Source organism: Methylobacterium sp. NFXW15 (assembly GCF_049887755.1).
Lineage (GTDB): Bacteria > Pseudomonadota > Alphaproteobacteria > Rhizobiales > Beijerinckiaceae > Methylobacterium.
In genome coordinates this window covers 1-20,898 of sequence record NZ_JAGEKG010000005.1, presented here as the reverse complement: position 1 = coordinate 20,898, position 20,898 = coordinate 1, and the positions used below count along the sequence as shown (strand labels likewise).

Genomic DNA, 20,898 nt, shown 5'->3' with positions numbered 1-20,898 from the left:
GCGCCGGGATTCTCGGACCCGCTGGCTTGACGGGGCCCCGGCGCAAGGGGACACCGAACGGCAAAGGTCGAAGGCCGGTCGAGGGGGGAACGGGTTGAATAGGTTCGTGCTCCCGCTGCTCTCCACGCTCGCCTTGGCGGCGACGCCCGCGCCCGTCTCGGCGCAGGCCTCCGGCCACGATGCGCAGCTCTGGATCAACACCACCCTGTTCGGCTCGGTCGGCGACGTCGCCTTCTTCGCGGAGGTGCAGCCGCGCTTCGGCAACGGCATCTCGCAGCTCGATCAGTTGATCCTACGTCCGGCCGTGGGCTGGAAGGTCACCAAGGACCTCACGCTCTACCAGGGCTACGCCTATGTCGAGGATCACGGCACCGGCCCGGTTCTGGTCGAGAACCGCAGCTTCCAGGAGGTGAACTGGAAGATCGGCGAGTACAACGGTCTGAAGACGTCCTCGCGGACGCGCTTCGAGCAGAGATGGCGCTCCGACGGGAAGGACGTCGCCTTCCGCGCGAGGCAACAGTTCCGCGTCGCCGCCCCGCTGTTCGAGGGGGCGGACAGCGTGTCCCTCGTCGGGTGGAGCGAGACCTTCATCGCCCTCAACGATGCCGATTGGGGTCCGAAGGCCGGGTTCGACCAGCTTCGCACCTTCGCAGGGCTCGAAGTGCCGATCGGCGGGAAGTCCACCGTCGAGGTCGGCTACATCAATCGGCTGATCAAGAGTTCCGGCAGCGGTCTCCAGACCGACCACATCGTCTCACTCAACCTGTCGATCCGGCCGTAGCGCTGCCACCTACCCGTGCGGCGGGCGCAGGATGGACCGGTCGACGTCGAGGAGGTTGCGGTGGCCGCAGAGCGCCATCGTCATGTCGAGCTCCTTGCGGATGATCTCCAGGCAGCGCGCGACGCCCGCCTCCCCGCCCGCGCCGAGCCCGTAGAGGAACGGGCGGCCGATGAAGACACCCTTCGCCCCCAGCGCGATGGCCTTCAGCACGTCCTGACCGGACCGGATGCCGCCATCCATCAGCACCTCGATGCGTGATCCCACGGCCTCGACGATCTCGGGCAGGATCGCGATGGAGGACGGCGCGCCGTCGAGCTGCCGTCCGCCATGGTTCGAGACGATCAGCGCCTCGGCGCCCGTGGCGACGGCCTTCTCCGCATCTTCGGTATCCAGGATGCCCTTGAGGATCAGTGGGCCTTTCCAGCGGTCGCGGATGCGGGCCACATCGTCCCAATCGAGGCGCGGGTCGAATTGCTGCGAGGTCCAGGCCGAGATGGAGCGCGTATCGCCGACGCCCTCCACATGGCCGACGATGTTGCGGAAGGTCCGCCGCTGCGTGCGCGCCATGCCGAGGCACCAGCGCGGCTTGGTCAACAGGTCGATGACGGTCGAGGGCGTCAGGCGCGGCGGGGCCGAGAGGCCGTTGCGGATATCCTTGTGGCGCTGGCCCAGGATCTGGAGGTCGAGGGTCAGCACCAGCGCCGAGCAGCCCGCCGCCGCAGCCCGGTCGATCAGCCGGTCGTTGAAGGCGCGATCGCGCATGAAATACAGCTGGAACCAGAACGGCGAGGACGTCGCCTCGGCCACGTCCTCGATGCTGCAGATGCTCATGGTCGAGAGGGTGAAGGGGATGCCCGCCTCCTCCGCCGCCCGCGCCGCCAGGATCTCCCCGTCCGCATGCTGCATGCCCGTCATGCCGGTCGGCGCAAGGGCGACCGGCATCGCCACGCGCTGCCCGGCCATGGTCGTGGCGAGTGAGCGGTCCGTCATGTCGACGGCGACCCGCTGGCGGAACTGGATCGCGGCGAAATCCGCCTCGTTCGCCCGGTAGGTTCCCTCTGTCCACGAGCCGGAATCGGCGTAGTCGTAGAACATCCGCGGCACGCGCCGCTTGGCGATCCGGCGAAGGTCTTCGATCGTGGTGATGGTGTGGTCCATCGGGACCGGTCCTTTGGCGAAGTGACGGTTCAAGTCCGGTGGGGGCGAGCCGATGTCAGTCGCGCGCGGCCCACCTCAGCGATGTTATCGCGCGATGCGCGTCAAAGCCCGGCGACGCTCGGCGGCGCGGGCGATGGCACCGAGTTCTTCCAATCGCGCCACGAACTTCTCCCGCGCGCGGACGACGTGCGCCCGGCCGAGCGCCTCAGCCCTCGCCGCGTCTTGGGCGACGATCGCCCCCAAAATCTCCTCGTGCTCGTCCCACAAGCCGAGGGTGACGCTTTCCTCCAGCCGTAGCACCTCGCCCATCGTCCGGCGCATGTGGTGGAGTTGGGGGCGGCTCATCTCACCGATCACGGAGTTTTCGGAGAGTTCGCTCACATACTCGTGAAACGCGATATCCGCAGCAATCTGATTGGCGATCGTGTCATGCGCGATGGCCGCCCGTCCCCGCGCGATCAACTCGCGACCGCGTTCCTGAACCGCCGAGCCTGTCGCACGCTCGGCGGCGAGGCGGCATGCCAGCCCCTCCAAGACTTCGCGGACTTGATAGATGCTGCGCATCAGGTCGACGTCGAGCGGCGCCACCACGACACCGCGCTTGGGCGCATCGGTGACGAAGCCCCGTTCCCGCAGCAGCATGATCGCCTGCTGCACGGGCTGTCGCGATACGTCGTAAACCTCCGCCAAATCGTCCTGAATCAGACGTGAGTTCGGTTGAAGGGTTCCGTCGCAGATCTCGTCGAGGATCCGTTCGTAGACCTGATCGACGAGGCTCGGGATGATGTGCGAAGGCATGCGCTTGCTACGAGAAGGGAACGCTCTCTAGCATCATACACGGTTGAGTTGTTTGGCCTTCATCGTAAGCGCGAACCCAGCCTGGAGATTTGAAGTCGGTGGAGGGTGCCCGTTGGTCTGATGTCCGCGCCGCTCGGCGCCGAACCGCAGGTCTGGCAGCATCCCCGCATCAGGCGCCGCGCTTCGAGGCGGTTTCGCGCTGGCGCTCCACCTCGACGCGCACGCCCCGGCCCGTGAGCAGGATCTCGACGAGGAAAGCCCCGATCGCCGCGATGGTGAAGAGGAGGGCGAGCCCGAACAGGGCGAACAGCACCGAGGCCGCTGCCCCGTCGCGTAGGGCGCCGACATAGAGGGTGAGGATCGAAGTGAGGACCAGCCCCGCCCCGAGGCAGGCCAGCACGACCGCCGCGTCGAGCAGGATCGAGCGGCGATGCAGGTAGGCGAGCCGGATGGAGATCGTTCGCGCCTCGTCCTCGCTGGCGCCGAGCAATTCCTTGTCGGCGGCGTTCACTTTGTCGGAGATGCGTGCGAGCCGCGTCGAGAAGGTGTTGAGCAGCGTCGCCAGCGCCGACAGCAGGAAGGCGGGCGCGAGCGACACCTGAATGATGTGGGCAATGTCGTCCGGCGAATTGCCGCTGAATGCACCGCCGAACAGATCCATGCCGCTCCCCTCGTCCGGCCCGCCGAGGCGGCGGGGGCGTGAAGGCGGTTTAGAACATTTCCCGCGGGAGCGGATGCCGCTCCGATGCAGGACACGACAGCGGACTCACCGGACGAAAGCCTCAATCGGCCTTGGCCAAAGCCTTAGCCTGGGCGGCGAGGCGCGCCTTGCGGGCATCCCGGATCATAATCTCCGCCCGCTCGGCCTCCGTGCGGATGCCCATGCGGTCGATCAACTCGGCCCCTGCCCGTTCCCGTACGGCCTGAAGATCCGTCTTCGGCCGCGGCCCCTTCACCTGCCCCATTCCTCACCTCGTCCGCCATAATGGCCACGCTCGTGCAGGTGATGTTGGGCGCTACAGCAGGGCGTCAACCCTGGCCATTAGGGGTAATTCACAGCACAACTCATCCGGGCAGGCCGTTCAGGGCCTGCCCGGATGAGAATCAACGGCAGATCAATGAGATCAGTGTGCGCTCGTCCAACCGCTCGCGGCCACAGCGCGATTCCAGGTCTGACCTGCGCCATCCATCAAGTACAGCTCGGTGGCGTCCGGGTATTCCCGGCGAACCTTCTCGTAAGCGACATTGGCTTCGGACTGCGCCGACAGCGCGTCGCCGGCCGAGATGGCGATCCGGCGCACCGGCTCGTCGTCACCGTCAGCCATGATACCCAGCATGAACTTGGCCATGGAAACCTCCCTTATAATTCTTGAGCCATCTCACTCCGTTTGGGATGAGGGTGTCAATTGCCCGTCCTCCAGTTTTGTGCTGGAAGAATGGTGCATGTTATTTCGCAAGTGCGAACGAATATATGCCGCACTGCGATATTAGCTTTCAGAGCGCGTACAACCTGCGGCGGGGGCCGTCGTTCCTACCGGCGCATCGGGTGCGTCAACATGCACGCCTTTGCGAGAGCCGGGCCGAATACTGCCGTGCCCCCTCAATGGGCGCCGCCGGTCTCGATGAATTTGAACAGGAATACCGCCGCGATCACCCAGACCACGGGTTTCACGTCGCGCGCCCGGCCGCTCATGAGCTTCAGGACGGCGTAGGTGATGAAGCCGAACGAAACGCCCGTGGCGATCGAATAGGTGAAGGGCATCAGCAGCGCCGTCACGCAGGCCGGGACGACTTCGGTGATGTCGTCCCAATCGAGATGAACCAGTTCGCGCAGCATCAGGCAGGCGACGTAGAATAAGGCGGGCGCCGTGGCGTAGGGCGGGACCGAGCCCGCCAGCGGCGCGAAGAACAGGCAGGCCAGAAACAGCACGGCCACGGTGGCGGCGGTCAGGCCGGTGCGGCCGCCCTCCTCCACCCCTGCCGCGCTTTCCAAGTATGCGGTGGTGCTCGATGTGCCGAGCAACGAGCCCACGAAGATCGCCGAGGAATCGGCCTTCAGCGCCCGGTCGAGCCGTGGCATCTTCCCCTCGGTCAGGAGGCCCGCCCGGCTTGCCACGCCCATCAAGGTGCCGGTGGCGTCGAACAATTCCACCAGGAACAGCACGAGGATCACATTGACGAGCCCGGCCGAGAGCGCTCCGGGCAGGTCGAGGGCGAAGAGCGTCGGCGCCAGCGAAGGCGGCATCGAGACGAAACCCGTGAACGCATTGCCGGCGAAGGCGAAGCTCAGCATCGTGATGGTGAGAATGCTGATGAGCAGTGCCGCCTTCACCCGCCGCGCCGAGAGCACGGCGACCATGAGGAAGCCGATCACCGCCAGAACGGTGCTGGGCTTGTGGAGGTCGCCCAGAGTCACGAAGGTCGCCGGGCTCGCCGTCACCACGCCCGCGCTCTTGAGGGCGATGATGGCCAGGAACAGGCCGATCCCCACCGTGAGGGCGATGCGCATGGAGCGGGGGATGCCCTCCACGATGATCCGTCGCAGCCCGGTGAGGGTAACGATGAGGAAGCCAATGCCGGAGAGGAACACGGCCCCGAGCGCCGCCTGCCACGTGTAGCCCATCTGGAGCACGACGACGTAGGCGAAGTAGGCGTTGAGGCCCATCCCCGGCGCGAGGGCGATCGGGTAGTTCGCCACGAACGCCATCACCCCCGAACCGATCGCCGCCACGAGGCAGGTGGCGACGAACACCGCTCCCTTCGGCATCCCGGCCTCCGCGAGGATGCTCGGATTGATGAAGATGATGTAGGCCATCGTCAGGAAGGTGGTGAGCCCGGCCAGCACCTCCGTGCGGATGGTGGTGCCGTGCTCGGAGAGGCGGAAGGTGCGCTCGAGGAAACCGGAGCGGGCGGGGGGCGGGGTGGCGTCCATCACCTCCCATCTTGGCACGAGGCCGCGACGGCCTGGAAGATCCTGTCCGGTGCGAAGGGCGTGGCTGTCAGCCGGGCGCCGGTGGCGTCGCGGATCGCGTTGCCGAGGGCCGCCGCCACCGGGTTGAAGGGCGACTCGCTCATCGACTTCGCGCCGAGCGGCCCGACCGTATCGTCGGTCTGCGCGAACAGCACCTGCGTGTCCGGCACGTCACCACAGGCGGGGATGTGGTAGTTGCGGAAGGTGCGCGTCTCCACCGCCCCCTCCCCGTCCAGGCGGACATCCTCGTAGAGAGCCGCGCCGATCGCCTGCGCGACACCGCCCTCGATCTGCCCCCGGCACTGCATCGGGTTGATCACGACGCCCGCATCGGCGGCGTGGACGCTGCGCAGGATCCGGACCTCTCCCGTTACCGGATGCACGGCCACGCGGAAGGCCTGGACGTTGAATGCAACAGAGCGCGGGCTTCCGTTCGCATGCCCGGATGCTTCCAGCGGCGCGAGGTCCTCCAGCGGGATGCGCCCGCCCGGCGCCTCGACGGCGGCGCCTTCCAAACGGCATTCCTCCGCCGGAACGCCAAGCCGCTCGGCCGCGCGCGCGCGGATGGCCACAGCCAGGGCTTCGGCCGCCCGCAGCACCGCCTGGCCCGCCACGACCGTGCCGGTGGAGCCATAGGCGCCGGTATCGTGCCCGACCTGATCGGTATCCGCGCCCGCGATCCGCACGGTTGCCGGATCGGCGCACAGCGCCTGCGCGGCGAACTGGCGATGCACCGTCTGGCTGCCGTTGCCGAACTCGGCGGTGCCAATGCGGATCAGGTAGCCGCCTTCGGGCAGGAGCGCGGCCCGTGCCTCGGCATGGTGGCCGCGCGGCGGAATGGTGTCGAGCATCGCCATGGCCATGCCGGTGCCCACCCGCCAGCCGGGTTCCGGGGCCGGGCCGGAGTTCTCGGCAAGCGCCGCCTGCGCGAGGTCGAGGCATTGATCGAGCCCGTAGCTGCCGAACACCACGTCGTGCGGGGTGAGGCTGTGAGCGACCATCGGTTGGCCCGGCCGCACGGCATTCAGCCGCCTCAGGGCGAAGGGGTCCAACCCCAGGCGCCGCGCCACCTCGTCCAGAGCGCTTTCGAGGGCGAAGATCGTCTGGCTCAGGCCGTAACCACGGAAGGCGCCGGACGGCAGAGTGTGGGTGTGGACCGCCCTGCCCCGCACCCGCTTGTTCGGGCAGGTATAGGCGGCGAGCACCTCGTTGCAGCCATGGTGGAGCACGCCGCCCGCATGATTGCCGTAGGCCCCCGTATCGGACAGCACGTCGAGGGCGAGCGCGGTGAGCCGCCCGTCCTTGTGCGCGCCGACTGTCACCTTCACCCGCATCGGGTGGCGGGTGGTGGTGGCCGCGAACTGCTCCTGCCGGGTCAGCTCCCATTTCACCGGGCGGCCCGTCTTGAGGACCGCCAGCGCCACCAGATCCTCCGTCAGCATCTCCTGCTTGCCGCCGAACCCGCCCCCGACCCGCCCGCAGAGAACGCGCACCTCATCGCGGCTCAGCCCGTACAGGGCACAGAGGGCGTCGCGCGTCAGAAACGGCACCTGCGTGCTGGATCGCAGGGTCAGGCGGCCCTCCTCGTCCCGCCAGCCGACGCAGCCATGGGTTTCGAGATGGGCGTGCTGGACACGCTGCGAGCGGAAGGTCTCTTCGTAGACGACCTCCGCCTCCGCCAAGGCGGCCGAGACGTCCCCGACCTCTCCCCGAACCTCGGCCGCGAGGTTTCCTCCTTCGTGGACGAGGGGCGCGTCCGGCGCCAAGGCGCCCTCGGGTTCGAGGATCGCGGGCAGCACCTCGTAGGTGACGCGGAGCGCCCGGCACCCGGCCTCGGCGGCGCCCTCGCTCTCCGCGATCACGGCGGCGACCCGCTGGCCGACGAAGCGCAGCACGGGATCGAGCACGCGCGTGTCGGCGGCGTCGTCGCGTGGATCCTCGTGACGCCCGGTCGAGAAGCAGGAGGCGGGCGCGTCCTCGTGCGTCAGCACCGCCACGACGCCGGGAATGGCCAGGGCGGTCCCGGTCTCGATTCCGGCGATGCGGGCATGGGCGTGGGGCGAGCGCAGCACCTTCAGGTGGAGGGTCCCGGCCTCGGGGACATCGAAGGTGAAGCGGGCCGTGCCCGTTACCACCAACGGCGCCGCCGGAGCGGGCAGGCTGCGGCCGATGCAGGTGCCGTCCGGTGCCTCGACGCGCGCGATCCCCGCGATGGCATCGCGGATCGCGCCATAGCCGGTGCAGCGGCACAGGTTGCCCTTGAGCGCGTCCCCGAGATCCTGCCGCCGAGCTTGATCGAGGGCGGCGGCGGTCATCACCATGCCGGGCGTGCAGAAACCGCACTGAAACCCTTGTGCGGCCAGGAACGCCGTCTGGACCGGATGAGCCGGGGTGATCGCCTCGCCCGGACGACACGGCCCGGACAGCCCCTCGATGGTCGTGACCTCGGCACCCTCGGCCCTGACGGCGGGGACGAGGCAGGAATGGACCGGTTCGCCGTCGAGATGGACGGTGCAGGCGCCGCAATCGCCCGCGTCGCAACCCTTCTTTACCCCGAACCAGCCCGCCTCGCGCAGGACAGTGCGCAGGCACTGGCCGGGCCGGGGCGTCGCCTCGTGCGGGTGTCCGTTGACGGTAAGCCTCATGCGCGCGCCTCTGTCAGCTCCGCCAGGATTTCGCCTGCGAAATGGTCCGTCATGCGGCGGCGCCAGTCCGGACGGCCATGGACATCGTCGTAATATCGCCCCCCGGGGATCGCAGCCTCGATCGCCGCGAGCAGCGCATCGTGATCGGGAAGGCGCGGGAAGGCGAGCCGGAGGGGCCGTGGCAAGGAGGCGGTGATCGTGAGGGCGAAGGTGCCATCCGCGCCGCGCGTGCCGATGAGCAGCGCGCCGGAGCGTCCGTAGGGGCTCAGGCTGATCCGCCGGAAGGCGGTCCGCCGCGCCAATGCTCCGGCGGGCAGGTGGATGCTCCGCAGGATCTCGCCGGGAGCCAGCGCGGTACGCTGCGGCCCGAGCACGAGATCGGGCACGGCCATGCGGCGCTCGCTCCCATCCGGCGCCCAAAGGAGGCAGGTGCCTTCGAGTGCCGTGGTGAGCGCGATGATCGGCCCGGCCGGAAGGGCGAGGCACAGGTTGCCCCCCACCGTCGCCCCGTTCCAGACCTTGAACGAGCCGAGCAGCGCGCGGCAGCATTGCCGGACCAGCGGCGCGGCGATCCATGCGGGCGGCAACTCCAGCCGTTCCAGGGCCGCGACGGTGCAGGTCGCACCGAGGGTCAGCCCCTCGGCATCCGCCTCGTGTGGCGCCCAGCCGAGGCTCGTGAGGTCGAGGAGACGGCGCAGCGACGGCTGCGGTTCGGAATAGAGCCACGTCCCGCCCGCGAGCAGCGCATCGCCTTCGCGCCACTCGGGCATGTCCGACCGGCTGCGGAGCCGGATCAGCGTCTCGATCGTGTGAAGATCCATGGCGTCCCAGGAGATGATGTCCGGGATCGCTTGGCAAGTTGCTTGCCGCCAGCCCTGCTTCAGACGCGCAACATCCGCCCGACCTTGCGCATCGCCCGCGCCGACCGGAATCACAGCGGCGGCGGGGGATCGCCCCCCCGCCGCCGCCGATATTGCCGTGTTACGAAGAGGCGGAGATCAGTTCTTCAGATCGTAGCGGTCGAGGTTCATCACCTTGTCCCAGACCTTCACGAAGTCGCGCAGGAAACGCTCCTGCCCGTCCGTGCCGGCATAGACCTCGGCCACGGCCCGAAGCTGGGCGTTGGCGCCGAACACGAGATCACAGCGGGTGGCCGTGTACTTCGTGCCGCCACCCTCGCGCGCGTCGAGGTTGAAGGCCATGCCGGCCGCGTCCGCCTTCTTCCACTCGTAGTCCATGCTGGTGAGCACGGTGAAGAAGTCGTTGGTCAGCACGCCGACGCGATCGGTGAAGATGCCGTGCTTCGATCCGTCGTGGTTCAGGTTCAGCGCCCGCAGGCCGCCCGTCAGCGCCACCCATTCCGGCGCCGTGAGCGCCAGAAGATGAGCCCGGTCGAGGAAGACCTGCTCGGGCGAGACGCGTCCTTGCGTGATCGCGTCGAACTTGTCGTCCACGTAGTTGCGGAACCCATCCACGACGGGCTTCAGCCACTCGAAGCTCTCGGCGTCGGTCATCGCGTCGGTCGTGTCCATCCGCCCGGGGGCGAAGGGCACCGTGACCGAGGCCCCGGCATCGCGGGCCGCCTTCTCCACGGCGGCGCAACCGCCGAGGATGATGAGGTCGGCCAGAGACACCTTCTTGCCTCCGGTCGCCCGGCCGTTGAAGCCCGCCATGATGCCCTTCAGGGACTCGATGACCGGCATGGCCCGGCGGTTGACCGTCCAGTCCTTCTGCGGGGCCAGCGCGATGCGGGCTCCGTTCGCTCCACCGCGCTTGTCGGTGTTGCGATGGGTCGAGGCCGAGGAGAAGGCCGCGAAGGCGAGATCGGAGACGGAATGCCCGCTTCCGAGGATCTCCTCCTTCAGGGCGGCGATGTCGGCCTCATCGATCACCGGATGGTCGAGGGCCGGGATCGGATCCTGCCACAGCAGATCGGGTTCGAGGGTCTTCTCCGGGCCGAGGTAACGCTCCTTCGGGCCCATGTCGCGGTGGGTCAGCTTGTACCAGGCCTTGGAGAACTGCAGCGTGAAATAGTCGAAATCACTGAGGAACTTCAGGCAGATCTCGCGATAGACCGGGTCGGTCTTCAGCGCGATGTCGCTCGTCATCATCATCAGCGGGTGGGTCTTGCCGGGGATGTGCGCGTCGGGCGTGCGCGGCGCATCCGGATCGGTCGGCTCCCATTGCAGGGCGCCCGCCGGGCTCTTCGTCTGCTTCCACTCGAACTTGAAGAGGTTCGTCAGGTAGTCATTGTCCCACTGAGTGGGGTTCGGGATCCACGAGCCCTCGATGCCGTTCGTCATCGTGTTCTCGCCCGCACCCGTGCCTTGCGGGTTGTGCCAGCCGAGCCCCATCGCCTCGAGGGGCGCGATTTCCGGCGGCGGGCCGATCTTGTCGGCCTTGACCATGCCGTGGCTCTTGCCGAAGGCGTGGCCGCCCGCGATCAGCGCGACGGTCTCCTCGTCGTTCATGGCCATGCGGGTGAAGGTGACGCGGATGTCCCGCGCCGAGCCCATCGGATCACCGTTGGCGTAGGGACCTTCCGGGTTCACGTAGATCAGTGCTTGGTGGGAGGCCGCGAGCGGGTTCTCCATGTCGTAGTCGGCATCGCCGTTCTTGCCGCGCCAGCGCTTGTCGCGATTCACCATGCTGTCGAAGGACTCGACGTTGTGCGGGTCCCACAGCTCCGGACCCCAGTAGGTCGCGTTGTCCGCTTCCCAGGCATCGTGCCGTCCGCCGGCGAAGCCGTAGGTGGGCAGACCCATGATCTCCAGGGACACAGTGCCGGTCAGCACCATCAGGTCGGCCCAGGACAGGGCGTTGCCGTATTTCTGCTTGATCGGCCAGATCAGGCGGCGAGACTTATCGGTGTTGCCGTTGTCCCACCACGAGCTGATCGGGGCGAAGCGCTGCAGGCCCTCGCCCGCGCCGCCGCGCCCGTCGGCGATGCGGTAGGTGCCCGCCGAGTGCCAGGCCATGCGGATCATCTGCGGGCCGTAATTGCCGTAATCGGACGGCCACCACGCCACCGAGCTCGTCAGGAACGAGCGGATGTCGGCCTTGAGCTGCTCATAGTTGATTTTTTCGAACGCGGATTTGTAGTCGAAATCGGCCAGTGGGTTCGCCTGCGGGCCATTCTGGTGAAGCATCTCGACCCGGAGCCGGTCGGGATACCATTCCTCAAGCGTCGGCGGCGAGGTGTGCGCGCCGCCGATCCGGTCTCCGCCGAACGGGCATTTGCCCTCGAGGACGTCGGTATAGGTTTCCATAGGTCATCCCCCGTTTCGTCGTCCGGACACCTAGAGCGCGGCCGTACGAAGTCGCGTGCCGAAGGCGTTTCTCTCGCGATGCGGCAGGCGCGCCGTCGCGTCGCATGCCGGATTTGGCGGGGCTCGGGTGTGGGGGTCAGGCGTCCGCGCGGCGCAGCCGGACCACGGCCCGGTCGAGGGCGCCGAGGAAGGCGGACCGGTCCTTGGCCGAGAAGGGCGGTGGGCCGCCCGTGATCGCGCCCGCCTCGCGCAGCTCCTGCATGAGGTTGCGGGTGGCGAGCGCCATGCCGACCGAGGACTCGGTGAAGGCCTTGCCCGTGGGGGAGAGAGCGCTCGCTCCGGCCTTCACGCAGCGGCTCGCCAGCGGCACGTCGTTAGTGATGACGATGGAGGTCGGTCCCGCACGCTCGGCGATCCAGTCGTCCGCGGCGTCGAACCCGTCCGACACGACGACCCGCTCGATCCACGGTTCGCGCGGCACGTTGAGGATGCTGTTGGCCACCACGTAGACATGCAGGCCGTAGCGCTCGGCCACGCGGTAAGTCTCGTTCTTCACCGGGCAGGCGTCGGCGTCGATGAAGATGGTGATCGGTGGCGACACGGGCGACGTCCGTCAGCCCCGCATCGCGTCGGCTGCGGCGGACAGACCCCAGCGGACGAGGTCCTGCGCCTCGTCGGCCGTCTTCGCCTCGGCGTAGCAGCGCAGTTCCGGCGCGTTGCCGGAGGCGCGGAAATGGATGGTGCGGTGGCCCGACAGGACCATCCTGACGCCGTCGCGGGAATCGACCGACTCCACCGTGCCGACCGGGCGCAGGAATTCGCTGCGGAACGCCTCCTCGGTCAGCTTCGCGAGGAAGGCGCTGCTCTTTTCCGAGGGGGTTTCCGGCAGGCGGTCGCTCGCCATCTCGCCTGCGTCGAGGGAGGCGACGAGGTCGGCGAGGCTCAGGCCCGCCCGCTTGGCCGCCGCGAGCGTCGCCACGATGGGCAGCATCGCGTCACGCGTCGGCAGGGCCGGCAGGGTACCGTTCGCCAGCGTTACGTCCGAGCCGAGGAGGAAGCCGCCGTTGGCCTCGTAGCCCACGATCAGCTTGGCACCGTCGCGCATCGCCTCTTCCATGCCCGCAATGACGAAGGGCGAGCCGACCTTGGTGCGGACCACGCGGCCGAAGCCACCGGAACGCTCCAGTGCGGAACCGACCGTGACGGGCACCACCACCGCATCGGCACCGAGGAAGCGAGCCGTGATCAGGCCGAGATGGTCGCCGCGAAGGATGCGCCCCGTTCCATCCGCGACGAGGGGGCGGTCCGCGTCGCCATCGGTCGTGACGAGGGCGTCGAACTCACCCGAGGCCATGGCCTCGCGGATAGTGGTCACGTCCTCCGGGCGGTGTGCCTCGGTGTCGATCGGGATAAAGCGTGAGGCCCGGCCGATGGCCGTGACGCGGGCGCCGAGCGCTTCGAGCAATTCGACCAGCACGTCCCGCGCGACGGAGCTCTGCTGGTAGACCGCGACATGCAGCCCCGCGAGCAGGTCCGCCGGGAAGGCCGCGCCGTACCGGCGATGATAACGCGCGATGGCCTCCGGCTCCGGCGTCGCGGCGGAGGGGGTCGCGGTGGGATCGCCCGCGTTCCCGTCCTTCAGGGCGGCGAGAATGGCGACCTCGTCGGCCTTCGTGATCTCGCCATCGGGACGGTAGAATTTCAGGCCGTTGCGATCCTCGGGGATGTGGCTTCCGGTGACCATCACGGCGAAGGCCCGGCGGCGCATCGCCTCCAGGGCGAGGGCCGGGGTCGGCAGGGCACCGCAATCGATCGCGGTGAAGCCCGACGCGGCGGCGGCGCCCGCTACGGTTTTGGCGATGCCCTCGCTGCTGTCGCGAAGGTCCCGTCCGATCACGACGCGGCGCTCATCGCCCTCGGCGCCGACCGACCGGAAGAAGGCGGCGGCGTAGGTGGCACTCGGTGCACCGACCAGATCCGTCACGAGGCCGCGAAGACCGCTGGTGCCGAATTTCAGACTGCTCACAGCGGATCCTTCGTGCTCGAACCTGACCTTGTGATGCTGTTGTAGAAAGGCGGACGGGTCGCAATGCAACCCGCCCGCCCCGATTTTTTCCTGCCGTTTCGGGCCCGTTCCTGCGGTCAGTAGTTGTATCCGCGCCGGGGATAGGCCTGCCCACCGCCATAGCCGGTCTCCCGATCCCGGACCCGCGAGCCGTAATCGATCTCGTTGCGGCGGGCCTGACGGTTGGCGAGGTAACGGCCGCCGATGCAGCCCGCGACAGCGCCGACGACGCCACGCTCGGCGAGGTAATGACCGGCGAGGCCGCCGATGATCGCGCCCTTGATGCAGCCCTTCGCCTCGGCGGCCCCGACACTCATCAGGGTCACGAGGGCGATAACGGATGCTTGTCCGACGATGCGCATGAAAGCCCCTCCTCTAGGATCCGTGAGAGAATGTCGCCGATCGGGGAAGCGTTCCTGTCGCGGTCTCGCGCGGGCCGGGTTTCCGTCACGTCCAGTAAAGCATCCGCGCCTGCGGCAGGCGCTCGGCCAGAAGGGCCGTGAGCGTGTCCCGCATCTCGCGCATCTGCGGCGCCGGATAGACCCACTTGGTCGAGCCGAACTTCGTCAGCTTGCGGGAGCGGCGCGCCTCGTCGAGATCGAGATCGCTGCCGGGATACCAGTCCTGCAGAACGGTCTTCGATTTCGGCGTGAACCGGTGGGTGATGAACTCCGCCGTGAGATCAGGATCCGCGGCCCCGTCGAGGGCGCGCGCCGTCTGGTCGAACAGGTCGGCATAGCCCTCCTGCCACCCCTCGAACGGCTGGATCGGCGCGATCGTCAGCCCGATGCGGTAGCCGTCGCGGGCGAGGCGTCCGATGGCCTCGATGCGCTCGGATAGCGGGCTCGTCCCGCCCTCGAAGCGGATCAGCGCTTGCGCGTTGACCGACAGGCGGACCCGGACCCGCCGTCCATGCGGCAGGCCGATCAGGGGCCCGACCTCACCGAACTTGCTCGTGAAGCGGAGTTGCACGGGCGCGTCCCAGGCGCCGAAGAAGCGGATCGCTTCCGAAAGGCTGCCCGTCAGGTGCTCGATGCCGAGTGGGTCGGCATAGCAGGAGGCCTCGAAGGTCGTGCCCTCTCCGGCCCGCTCCGGCGAGACCGAGGTGACGCCCCCCTGACCGAGGGCCTGGGGCAATCCCGCCAGGATCTCCTCGACATTGGCGTAGACGCGCGTCACCGGCGGCCCCGCCAGCGATCCCGCAAGGTAGCAATACTGGCAATGGGCGTGGCAGCCCTCAGCCAGGTCGAAGCGCCAATCGGCGGAGGGCGGAATCGGCTGCAAGCGCCGCTTGCTCTTGGACGCGACCACGACGGCAAGGGTCGCCTTGGCCTCGCGATAGGCCGCGCGGGGATCCTCCGGCTTCGGCAGGCTGAGCCGGTCGCCGGACAGTTCGATGATGTCGGCGCCGAGCCCCGCCGCCCGCTCGGCAATGGCCCGTCCATGGGCATGGGTGAGCGCCGAGCGGGTCACGAGCACGCGGCGGGGCCGCCAGAGACGAGAGGGCATGCCGGGAAGACCCCGCCGGGCTCGGCGGGGTTCCGGCCCGGTCGTCATGCCTCAGGGGTGGGGCCATGAAGGCGTGCCAGCGCGCGGGCGAGCGCTGGTTCCAGGGTCCGCAACTCCTCCAGATGCACCGCCGTCAGTTGCTGCAGCAGCGCCGTGGCGCGGGGCGTCAGGGCAAGGGCCGAGCGGCGCCTGTCCTGGGGCGAGGCGGTCTTCGACAACAGGCCCGCCTCGACCATGCGCGAAACCAGCTCGGCCGCCGTATGAGGCGCGACGAGAAGCTGTTCCGCCACGAACCCCACCGGGGGCGGTGCCTCGCATCCGGCGATGGCGAGCAAGGCCTGATGCTGCTGCGCGGGCAGGCCGACCCGGCCCGCCGCCGCTTCACTGAAGGCGAGGAAGCGGCGCAGTTCGAGGCGAAACGCGGCGATGGCGGCGTAAGATTCCCGCGTGAGGCCGTTGCCCGCACCCTCGCTCATCGCGTCGCTCCCGAAAGGGCTTCAAAATATCGTATCACGATATATATCCGGGCACATCGTTCCAGTCCGAAGGTGTCCCGCATGCGTGTCACGAAGGCTACCCCGGCGGCGGGTCGCCGCGTCCTCGCCGATTTCCGTGCCGACCGGCGGATCCTCCTGCTGGCCGCCATGGCGGTGGTGATCGGCGCGGCGGGAACCGTCGCGGCCTGGGGGCTCCTCGCACTCATCGCCCTGGTGACCAACCTCGTCTGGTTCGGTCGGATCGATACGGCGCTGGTGTCCCTGGCGCAGGTAAAGCCGTCCTGGTGGATGGTCGCCGCGCCCATCCTCGGTGGGCTCGTCATCGGCCTGATGGCCCGGTACGGCTCGGAGAAGATCCGGGGCCACGGCATTCCCGAGGCGATCGAGGCGATCCTGATCGGCGGAAGCCGCATGTCGCCGCGTGTCGCCGTGCTCAAGCCTGTCTCGTCCGCGATCTCCATCGGCACGGGCGGTCCCTTCGGCGCGGAGGGGCCGATCATCATGACCGGCGGGGCGATCGGTTCCCTGTTCGCGCAGTTCTTCCACCTGAGCGCGGCAGAGCGGAAGACGCTGCTCGTGGCCGGTGCAGCGGCGGGCATGACGGCGATCTTCGGCACGCCGGTGGCCGCCATCCTGCTGGCGGTGGAACTGCTCCTGTTCGAATGGCGCCCGCGCAGCTTCATCCCCGTCACGGCGGCGGTGGTGACGGCGACCATCCTGCGGCCCGCTCTTCTCGGCGCCGGGCCGCTCTTCCCCTTCGCGGCCGATCCGGTGCTGCCCTCGTGGGGGCTCGTCGTCTGTGCCGGTCTCGGCGCGGCGACGGGGCTCCTGTCCTGCGCGCTGACGAGCCTGCTTTATGCCCTGGAGGACCGGTTCGAGCATCTGCCGATCCATTGGATGTGGTGGCCTGCCCTCGGGGGGCTGGTCATGGGGCTCGGCGGGCTGATCGAGCCGCGTGCCCTCGGCGTCGGCTACGACGTGATCGGCGATCTGCTCGGCGGGCACATCGTGCTCGAAGCCGTCCTGACGATCCTCATCGTGAAGGCCGTGATCTGGCTCGTGGCTCTCTCGTCGGGCACCTCGGGTGGCGTATTGGCGCCTCTCCTGATCATCGGCGGGGCGATGGGCTGGCTCGCCGGGACGGCGCTCCCGGGCGAGCCGGGCTATTGGGCACTTCTCGGCATGGCCGCGATGCTCGGCGGCACGATGCCCGCGCCGCTGACCGGCGCCCTCTTCGCCGTCGAGTTGACCGGCGACCTTCACGCTCTGCCGGCGCTCCTGGCAGCGTCCGTCTCCGCCTACGCCGTGACGGTTCTGCTCCTGAAACGCTCGATCCTCACCGAAAAGATCGCGCGGCGCGGCCAGCACATCACTCGTGAATACGGCATCGATCCGCACCAATTCACGCGGGTCTCGGAGGTGATGGTACGGACCGTCGAGACCCTGCCGGGCCACTTTCCGATCCGCGAGGCGGTGGCCGTGTTGGAGCGGGGCCAGCATCGCGCCTACCCGGTCATCGATGAGGCGGGCCGTCCCGTCGGCTTCGTCACACGCGCCGACGTGCTGCTCTGGGGGGCCGAGGGCGGTCTTGGGGAGGACCGCTTGAGCGAGCAGGTCTCGGACGCGGCCCTCCCCGTCATCTACCCCGAGGACGTGACGGCTCACGCCATCGAACTCATGCTGGCCTCCGACAGGGGGCGCCTGCCGGTCGTGGATCCGGCGAGTGGCGCCCTGCTCGGGCTCGTCACACGCCGGGATCTCCTGCAGGTCCAGGCGTCGTTCAGCCGGGCCGAGACCGAGCGGCGGGCCTATTTCGTCCGCAGACGGGCCTGATTCAGGCCCGCTCGCCGATCTTCGAGTTGCCTAGGGCCTCGAAGCCCTCGAATTGCGGGTGGCCGAGATAGAGCGGGCGGGTGCTCGGTGCGCGGCTATGGGCCTTGCGGAACTGCTCGGAGCGGGTCCAGGCCTCGAAATCGGCGCGCGAACGCCAGATCGTGTGCGAGGCGTAAAGGATATGGTCCTCCGCCTCCGGCCCACGCAGGAGATGGAATTCCACGAAGCCCTCCATCTCGTTCAGATGGCTGTCGCGCCCGAGCCAGACCTGCTCGAACTCCTCCGTGCCGTCCTTCACGACCTTGAAGCGGTTCATGGCGATGAACATGCGAGCGTCCCTTCTCAGAATCCGGGCCGGAAGTGGCGTGTCGTGCTCTAGCCAGGATCCCGCATGAGATCGAGTGCGGCATCATCGTTTGACGAAAGCCCGCCGCTCATGGCCGTGGACTGTCCCACGCGATTGAGGCCGATCTTCGCATCCGGCGTAGGGACTCGATTAGGATCTCGTGTGCCAAGCTAACCGGAACTTGCACGCAGAGCTGGCCCGATGATCGCAGAGTGTAAGACCTCGGATCGGGGCGGCCATTCGATGCCGTGGGGCCTGGATGCCGGGTGCTGAAAGCGGCGCGATGAATATCCTGATCGCCGATGCGGACGAGGAGACACGGCTGACGCTGTCGGAGGCGATCACCGCCGCGCGGCCGCAGGCGCGGATCCGGGAGGTGACGAACGGCTCCGACCTGCGCGCGGCCTTGCGCGGGCCCGCCCCGGACATCCTGTTCATCGACACGATCCTGCCGGATACGAATGCCGAGATCATCACGGCCTGGCGCAAGGGCGCCGGAGCCGACAGCGTGGTCGTCCTCGTCGCCGATCTGCTGACGGCGCGGTGGCCGACGATCGCCCGGCGGCTCAGCGCCTACGACGTGGTGCTGAAGCCTTTGGGCGAACGCAAGGTCGGGCACGTCTTGGAGGCGGCCGCTTTCCTGCGCCGGGAACTCTCGCTCCTCCTGATCGAGCCCAGCGCCAAGACCCGTCAGATCACCCGGCAGATTCTCGCGTCGGCCTCGTTCCGGTTCGGCGTGACGGAGGCCGAGAACGGCCGGAGCGCCGTGAAGATCGCCGCGACCCGTCCCGTGGACCTCATCGTCGTCGGCTCGGCGATCCCCGACATGCCGCCCTCGGAGGTGGCCTGCCGGATCGACGCCCTGGGGACCGGCGCGCGCATCGTCATGGCGGTGGGGCAGCAGGACGCCTCCTCGTCCGGGAAGCTCGCGATGTTCGGCGCCAGCACCGTCCTTCGTCTGCCCTTCACCGCGACCGACATCGACCGGCTCGTCTACGAGACCTTCGGCCTGTGGCAGCCCTACCTGCTCGAGGCGCTGCGGAAGGAATACGACCGGCAGGGCGACGATGCCCCTGCCCTCCCGGTGTCACGATGAATTCCGGGCTCGGCCGCGCCCCCCTGCCCCGCCTCGATCTGCTCGTGCGCGATATCGAGGCCGCGATCATCAGCAAGGATCGCGCGCGGCAGTCGGAGCTGGTGCTGCGCTCGGCGGCCGCGCTCACGCGGCGCTGGTCGCGGCTGCCGCCTGCGGCCAAGCCGGGCTTCGACGGCCTGCTCTCCAGCCTGCTCGATCAGGTCGATACCGAGGCGCGGGCTACCTTCGCCCGGCATCTCGCGCCCCTCCGGCGGGCCCCCCGGGTCACGACCACGCGCCTCGCCTGCGATCCCTCGCTCGCCGTGGCGACGCCTCTCCTCGAGCAATGCCCGAGCTTCGATGAGGAGTGGCTGCTTCAGATCATCCCGCGTGTCGGGGAGGCGCATCGCGCGGCGATCGCCACGAGGCCGAGTCTCGGCACGGCTGTCACCGATGCCCTGCTGAAGGACGATCATCCCGCCGTCGCCGCTGCGCTGCTCACCAATCCGGGCGCGGTCATGCAGGTCGAGTCCCTCAAGACGCTCCTGCCGCGCGCATCGGTCTCCCTGCCCCTGACGCTCGCCCTGGCCGCCCGGGCCGACCTGCCCGAGGCCGGCCGGGAGATGCTCGCGTCCCTGGCACGAGGAGCGGCCGTGGCGGCCTTGTCCGCCGAGGGTGAGTGGGACGCCGACGAAGCCGAAGCTCTCCTCGGCCCTGTCGCGGGCCCTGTCGCGCTCACCTTCCGCGCGTCGGCCTGTCCCGACCGGCTGGCCCGCCTCGCCGCCTCGGTCGAAGCCGCGGGGCGCGTGCTTGGGGCCAAACCCGTCTCCTCGGCGCGGATCGCGAACTGGCTGTACATGCGGCGTGTCGAGGACGTGCTGGCCATCCTCGCGCGCGATGCCACGTTGCCGACCGGTGTGCTGATCGCCAGTCACGATGCCTTTGCGCCGCACGCCCTCGCCGTCATCCTGCGCGGGCTCGGGCACCCCTGGTCGGTCCTGAAGTTGCTCCTGAGCGGCGCACCCGGTGGAGATGTCTCGGTCGAGCGCCTGCTCGACGCCCACCGGATCCACGACGCACTGACCCCTGTGGCGGCCCGCATGGTGGCGCGCTACGCGGCGATCCTGTCGGGATCGGCCGCCTTCGTCGCCTCGGCGGCCGATGATGACGAGAGATGGAAAGGCGCGCGTCGGGCACGGTAGGGCGGCTCCAGCCCCCGAACCGGCTGCGACCAGGGAAGCTGGTCGCTCCGGCGGCCGTTCAGTAGCCCCGGCGCGGAGGGGTCGCCGCGCGGCCCGTGATACGGCGCGTGACGAAGGCGATCAGCCTCGGCAGCACGAAGAGGGTGAGAAGCTTGCGGATCATCGGTTTCTCCTCAATCGGAAGGGATCAGCGGGAGGGACGGGAGAGCCAGCCGAGGGCGAAGGCCACACCGACGAAGGCGAGGAGCGTCGTGGTGCGGTTGGCGTCGGCGTAGCGAAACGCGCGGCGGCCATGGGTCTGCACCCGTCGGCGCGCTTCGCCCGCGATGTGGCGGCCATCCTCAAGGACATCGTCGGCCCGCTCCCACACCTCGTGAGCGAGATGGCGGCCATCCGCGGCGAGGTCCTCGGCCCGGTCCCGCGCGCGGCCATAGGCGTATTGCGCGCCACCGGCCACTTGGTTGACGGCGCCGCGCACTTGGCGGGCCGGATCACCGGTGAGGCCGCCGAGAGCGGTCTGCGCGCGACCCTTGAGGTGACGGGATGCGCCACGGAATTGGTCGCGATTCATGTCGAACTCCAATGGTGAGGGGGGTGAGGGGCGGCACCGGTGGGTCCGGTGCCGCCGACCTTGCTCAGTGTTTGCCGGTGACCTTGTCGGCGAGGTTTTTGGCGCCGTCCTTGACGTCTCCGACGGTCTTCTGGGCTTCGCCCTTGAGTTCCTGGGCCTTGCCCTCGGCCACGAGCTT

General features: G+C 68.8%; 20 protein-coding genes and 1 pseudogene. 4 read left to right on the top strand and 17 right to left on the bottom strand.

Annotated features, from left to right (window positions below; translation table 11 throughout):
- The first annotated feature begins 106 nt into the window (after positions 1-106).
- Positions 107-781 (top strand): DUF2490 domain-containing protein, encoded by a 675-nt coding sequence (locus J4O73_RS12620; RefSeq protein ID WP_426217786.1) that lies wholly within the window; start codon positions 107-109, stop codon positions 779-781.
- A gap of 9 nt (positions 782-790) precedes the next feature.
- Here the strand turns inward: J4O73_RS12620 and J4O73_RS12615 are convergent, their stop codons facing one another.
- The 14 genes from J4O73_RS12615 to J4O73_RS12550 all read right to left on the bottom strand — a co-directional run bounded on the left by J4O73_RS12615 (position 791) and on the right by J4O73_RS12550 (position 15,672).
- Positions 791-1,939, bottom strand: coding sequence for an alpha-hydroxy acid oxidase (locus J4O73_RS12615; protein ID WP_426217784.1), 1,149 nt, complete (start codon positions 1,937-1,939; stop codon positions 791-793).
- 84 nt (positions 1,940-2,023) lie between these two features.
- Positions 2,024-2,737, bottom strand: a complete 714-nt coding sequence (locus J4O73_RS12610; RefSeq protein WP_426217782.1) for a GntR family transcriptional regulator — start codon at positions 2,735-2,737, stop codon at positions 2,024-2,026.
- A 169-nt stretch (positions 2,738-2,906) separates the two neighbouring features.
- On the bottom strand, positions 2,907-3,398 hold the full coding sequence (locus J4O73_RS12605; protein WP_426217780.1) for a DUF2721 domain-containing protein: 492 nt from the start codon (positions 3,396-3,398) through the stop codon (positions 2,907-2,909).
- 121 nt (positions 3,399-3,519) lie between these two features.
- On the bottom strand, positions 3,520-3,693 hold the full coding sequence (locus J4O73_RS12600; RefSeq protein ID WP_426217778.1) for a hypothetical protein: 174 nt from the start codon (positions 3,691-3,693) through the stop codon (positions 3,520-3,522).
- A 168-nt stretch (positions 3,694-3,861) separates the two neighbouring features.
- Positions 3,862-4,086 carry a hypothetical protein gene (locus J4O73_RS12595; RefSeq protein WP_378972106.1) on the bottom strand — a complete coding sequence of 75 codons (225 nt, stop codon included), beginning with the start codon at positions 4,084-4,086 and terminating at the stop codon, positions 3,862-3,864.
- A gap of 251 nt (positions 4,087-4,337) precedes the next feature.
- The gene (locus J4O73_RS12590) at positions 4,338-5,669 is read right to left on the bottom strand and encodes an NCS2 family permease (RefSeq protein ID WP_426217776.1); all 1,332 of its coding nucleotides are present in this window, start codon (positions 5,667-5,669) and stop codon (positions 4,338-4,340) included.
- On the bottom strand, positions 5,669-8,353 hold the full coding sequence (locus J4O73_RS12585) for a molybdopterin-dependent oxidoreductase (RefSeq protein ID WP_426217774.1): 2,685 nt from the start codon (positions 8,351-8,353) through the stop codon (positions 5,669-5,671). Before J4O73_RS12585 ends, J4O73_RS12590 begins: the two co-directional genes overlap by 1 nt.
- Positions 8,350-9,174, bottom strand: a complete 825-nt coding sequence (locus tag J4O73_RS12580) for an FAD binding domain-containing protein (RefSeq protein WP_426217772.1) — start codon at positions 9,172-9,174, stop codon at positions 8,350-8,352. The genes J4O73_RS12585 and J4O73_RS12580 overlap by 4 nt, the downstream gene beginning before the upstream one ends.
- 177 nt (positions 9,175-9,351) lie before the next feature.
- Positions 9,352-11,622 (bottom strand): catalase/peroxidase HPI, encoded by a 2,271-nt coding sequence (gene katG / locus J4O73_RS12575; protein ID WP_426217770.1) that lies wholly within the window; start codon positions 11,620-11,622, stop codon positions 9,352-9,354.
- Positions 11,623-11,758: 136 nt separating this feature from the next.
- A complete protein-coding gene (locus J4O73_RS12570; protein WP_426217768.1) occupies positions 11,759-12,223 on the bottom strand; it encodes a YaiI/YqxD family protein in 465 nt (154 codons plus the stop codon).
- Between the two features lie 12 nt (positions 12,224-12,235).
- Positions 12,236-13,648: a phosphomannomutase gene (locus J4O73_RS12565; RefSeq protein WP_426217766.1), complete on the bottom strand. Its 1,413-nt coding sequence runs from the start codon at positions 13,646-13,648 to the stop codon at positions 12,236-12,238.
- A gap of 116 nt (positions 13,649-13,764) precedes the next feature.
- Complete coding sequence (locus J4O73_RS12560) at positions 13,765-14,049, bottom strand: hypothetical protein (protein ID WP_426217764.1); 285 nt, start codon at positions 14,047-14,049, stop codon at positions 13,765-13,767.
- An 85-nt stretch (positions 14,050-14,134) separates the two neighbouring features.
- Positions 14,135-15,196, bottom strand: coding sequence for an SPL family radical SAM protein (locus J4O73_RS12555; RefSeq protein WP_426217762.1), 1,062 nt, complete (start codon positions 15,194-15,196; stop codon positions 14,135-14,137).
- 44 nt (positions 15,197-15,240) lie between these two features.
- Entirely contained in the window at positions 15,241-15,672 is a 432-nt protein-coding gene (locus J4O73_RS12550; protein ID WP_426217760.1) for a MarR family winged helix-turn-helix transcriptional regulator, read from the bottom strand.
- 81 nt (positions 15,673-15,753) lie between these two features.
- Here J4O73_RS12550 and J4O73_RS12545 point away from each other — a divergent pair, with 81 nt between their 5' ends.
- Complete coding sequence (locus J4O73_RS12545; RefSeq protein ID WP_426217758.1) at positions 15,754-17,526, top strand: chloride channel protein; 1,773 nt, start codon at positions 15,754-15,756, stop codon at positions 17,524-17,526.
- Position 17,527: 1 nt separating this feature from the next.
- On the opposite strand, the gene J4O73_RS12540 is transcribed toward J4O73_RS12545, so the two are convergent.
- Positions 17,528-17,854 carry an antibiotic biosynthesis monooxygenase family protein gene (locus J4O73_RS12540; protein WP_378972078.1) on the bottom strand — a complete coding sequence of 109 codons (327 nt, stop codon included), beginning with the start codon at positions 17,852-17,854 and terminating at the stop codon, positions 17,528-17,530.
- 301 nt (positions 17,855-18,155) lie between these two features.
- On the opposite strand from J4O73_RS12540, the gene J4O73_RS12535 reads away from it, so the two are divergent.
- Positions 18,156-18,968, top strand: a complete 813-nt coding sequence (locus tag J4O73_RS12535) for a response regulator (protein ID WP_426217756.1) — start codon at positions 18,156-18,158, stop codon at positions 18,966-18,968.
- A complete protein-coding gene (locus J4O73_RS12530) occupies positions 18,965-20,149 on the top strand; it encodes a DUF2336 domain-containing protein (protein WP_426217754.1) in 1,185 nt (394 codons plus the stop codon). Before J4O73_RS12535 ends, J4O73_RS12530 begins: the two co-directional genes overlap by 4 nt.
- 187 nt (positions 20,150-20,336) lie before the next feature.
- Here J4O73_RS12530 and J4O73_RS12525 read toward each other — a convergent pair whose 3' ends face one another.
- Together J4O73_RS12525 and J4O73_RS12520 are read right to left on the bottom strand one after the other, a co-directional pair.
- A complete protein-coding gene (locus tag J4O73_RS12525; protein WP_426217752.1) occupies positions 20,337-20,720 on the bottom strand; it encodes a CsbD family protein in 384 nt (127 codons plus the stop codon).
- 64 nt (positions 20,721-20,784) lie between these two features.
- Positions 20,785-20,898, bottom strand: a pseudogene (locus J4O73_RS12520) (CsbD family protein); the annotation flags it as partial.

What these genes read in the sequence shown, in the direction of transcription:
- J4O73_RS12530 (WP_426217754.1), top strand. Translation starts at nt 18,965, where the DNA reads ATGAATTCCGGGCTCGGCCGCGCCCCCCTGCCCCGCCTCGATCTGCTC.
- J4O73_RS12555 (WP_426217762.1), bottom strand. Translation starts at nt 15,196, where the DNA reads ATGCCCTCTCGTCTCTGGCGGCCCCGCCGCGTGCTCGTGACCCGCTCG.
- J4O73_RS12545 (WP_426217758.1), top strand. Translation starts at nt 15,754, where the DNA reads ATGCGTGTCACGAAGGCTACCCCGGCGGCGGGTCGCCGCGTCCTCGCC.
- J4O73_RS12595 (WP_378972106.1), bottom strand. Translation starts at nt 4,086, where the DNA reads ATGGCCAAGTTCATGCTGGGTATCATGGCTGACGGTGACGACGAGCCG.
- J4O73_RS12540 (WP_378972078.1), bottom strand. Translation starts at nt 17,854, where the DNA reads ATGTTCATCGCCATGAACCGCTTCAAGGTCGTGAAGGACGGCACGGAG.
- katG (WP_426217770.1), bottom strand. Translation starts at nt 11,622, where the DNA reads ATGGAAACCTATACCGACGTCCTCGAGGGCAAATGCCCGTTCGGCGGA.
- J4O73_RS12590 (WP_426217776.1), bottom strand. Translation starts at nt 5,669, where the DNA reads ATGGACGCCACCCCGCCCCCCGCCCGCTCCGGTTTCCTCGAGCGCACC.
- J4O73_RS12585 (WP_426217774.1), bottom strand. Translation starts at nt 8,353, where the DNA reads ATGAGGCTTACCGTCAACGGACACCCGCACGAGGCGACGCCCCGGCCC.
- J4O73_RS12615 (WP_426217784.1), bottom strand. Translation starts at nt 1,939, where the DNA reads ATGGACCACACCATCACCACGATCGAAGACCTTCGCCGGATCGCCAAG.
- J4O73_RS12525 (WP_426217752.1), bottom strand. Translation starts at nt 20,720, where the DNA reads ATGAATCGCGACCAATTCCGTGGCGCATCCCGTCACCTCAAGGGTCGC.
- J4O73_RS12610 (WP_426217782.1), bottom strand. Translation starts at nt 2,737, where the DNA reads ATGCCTTCGCACATCATCCCGAGCCTCGTCGATCAGGTCTACGAACGG.
- J4O73_RS12605 (WP_426217780.1), bottom strand. Translation starts at nt 3,398, where the DNA reads ATGGATCTGTTCGGCGGTGCATTCAGCGGCAATTCGCCGGACGACATT.
- J4O73_RS12560 (WP_426217764.1), bottom strand. Translation starts at nt 14,049, where the DNA reads ATGCGCATCGTCGGACAAGCATCCGTTATCGCCCTCGTGACCCTGATG.
- J4O73_RS12580 (WP_426217772.1), bottom strand. Translation starts at nt 9,174, where the DNA reads ATGGATCTTCACACGATCGAGACGCTGATCCGGCTCCGCAGCCGGTCG.
- J4O73_RS12535 (WP_426217756.1), top strand. Translation starts at nt 18,156, where the DNA reads ATGAATATCCTGATCGCCGATGCGGACGAGGAGACACGGCTGACGCTG.
- J4O73_RS12550 (WP_426217760.1), bottom strand. Translation starts at nt 15,672, where the DNA reads ATGAGCGAGGGTGCGGGCAACGGCCTCACGCGGGAATCTTACGCCGCC.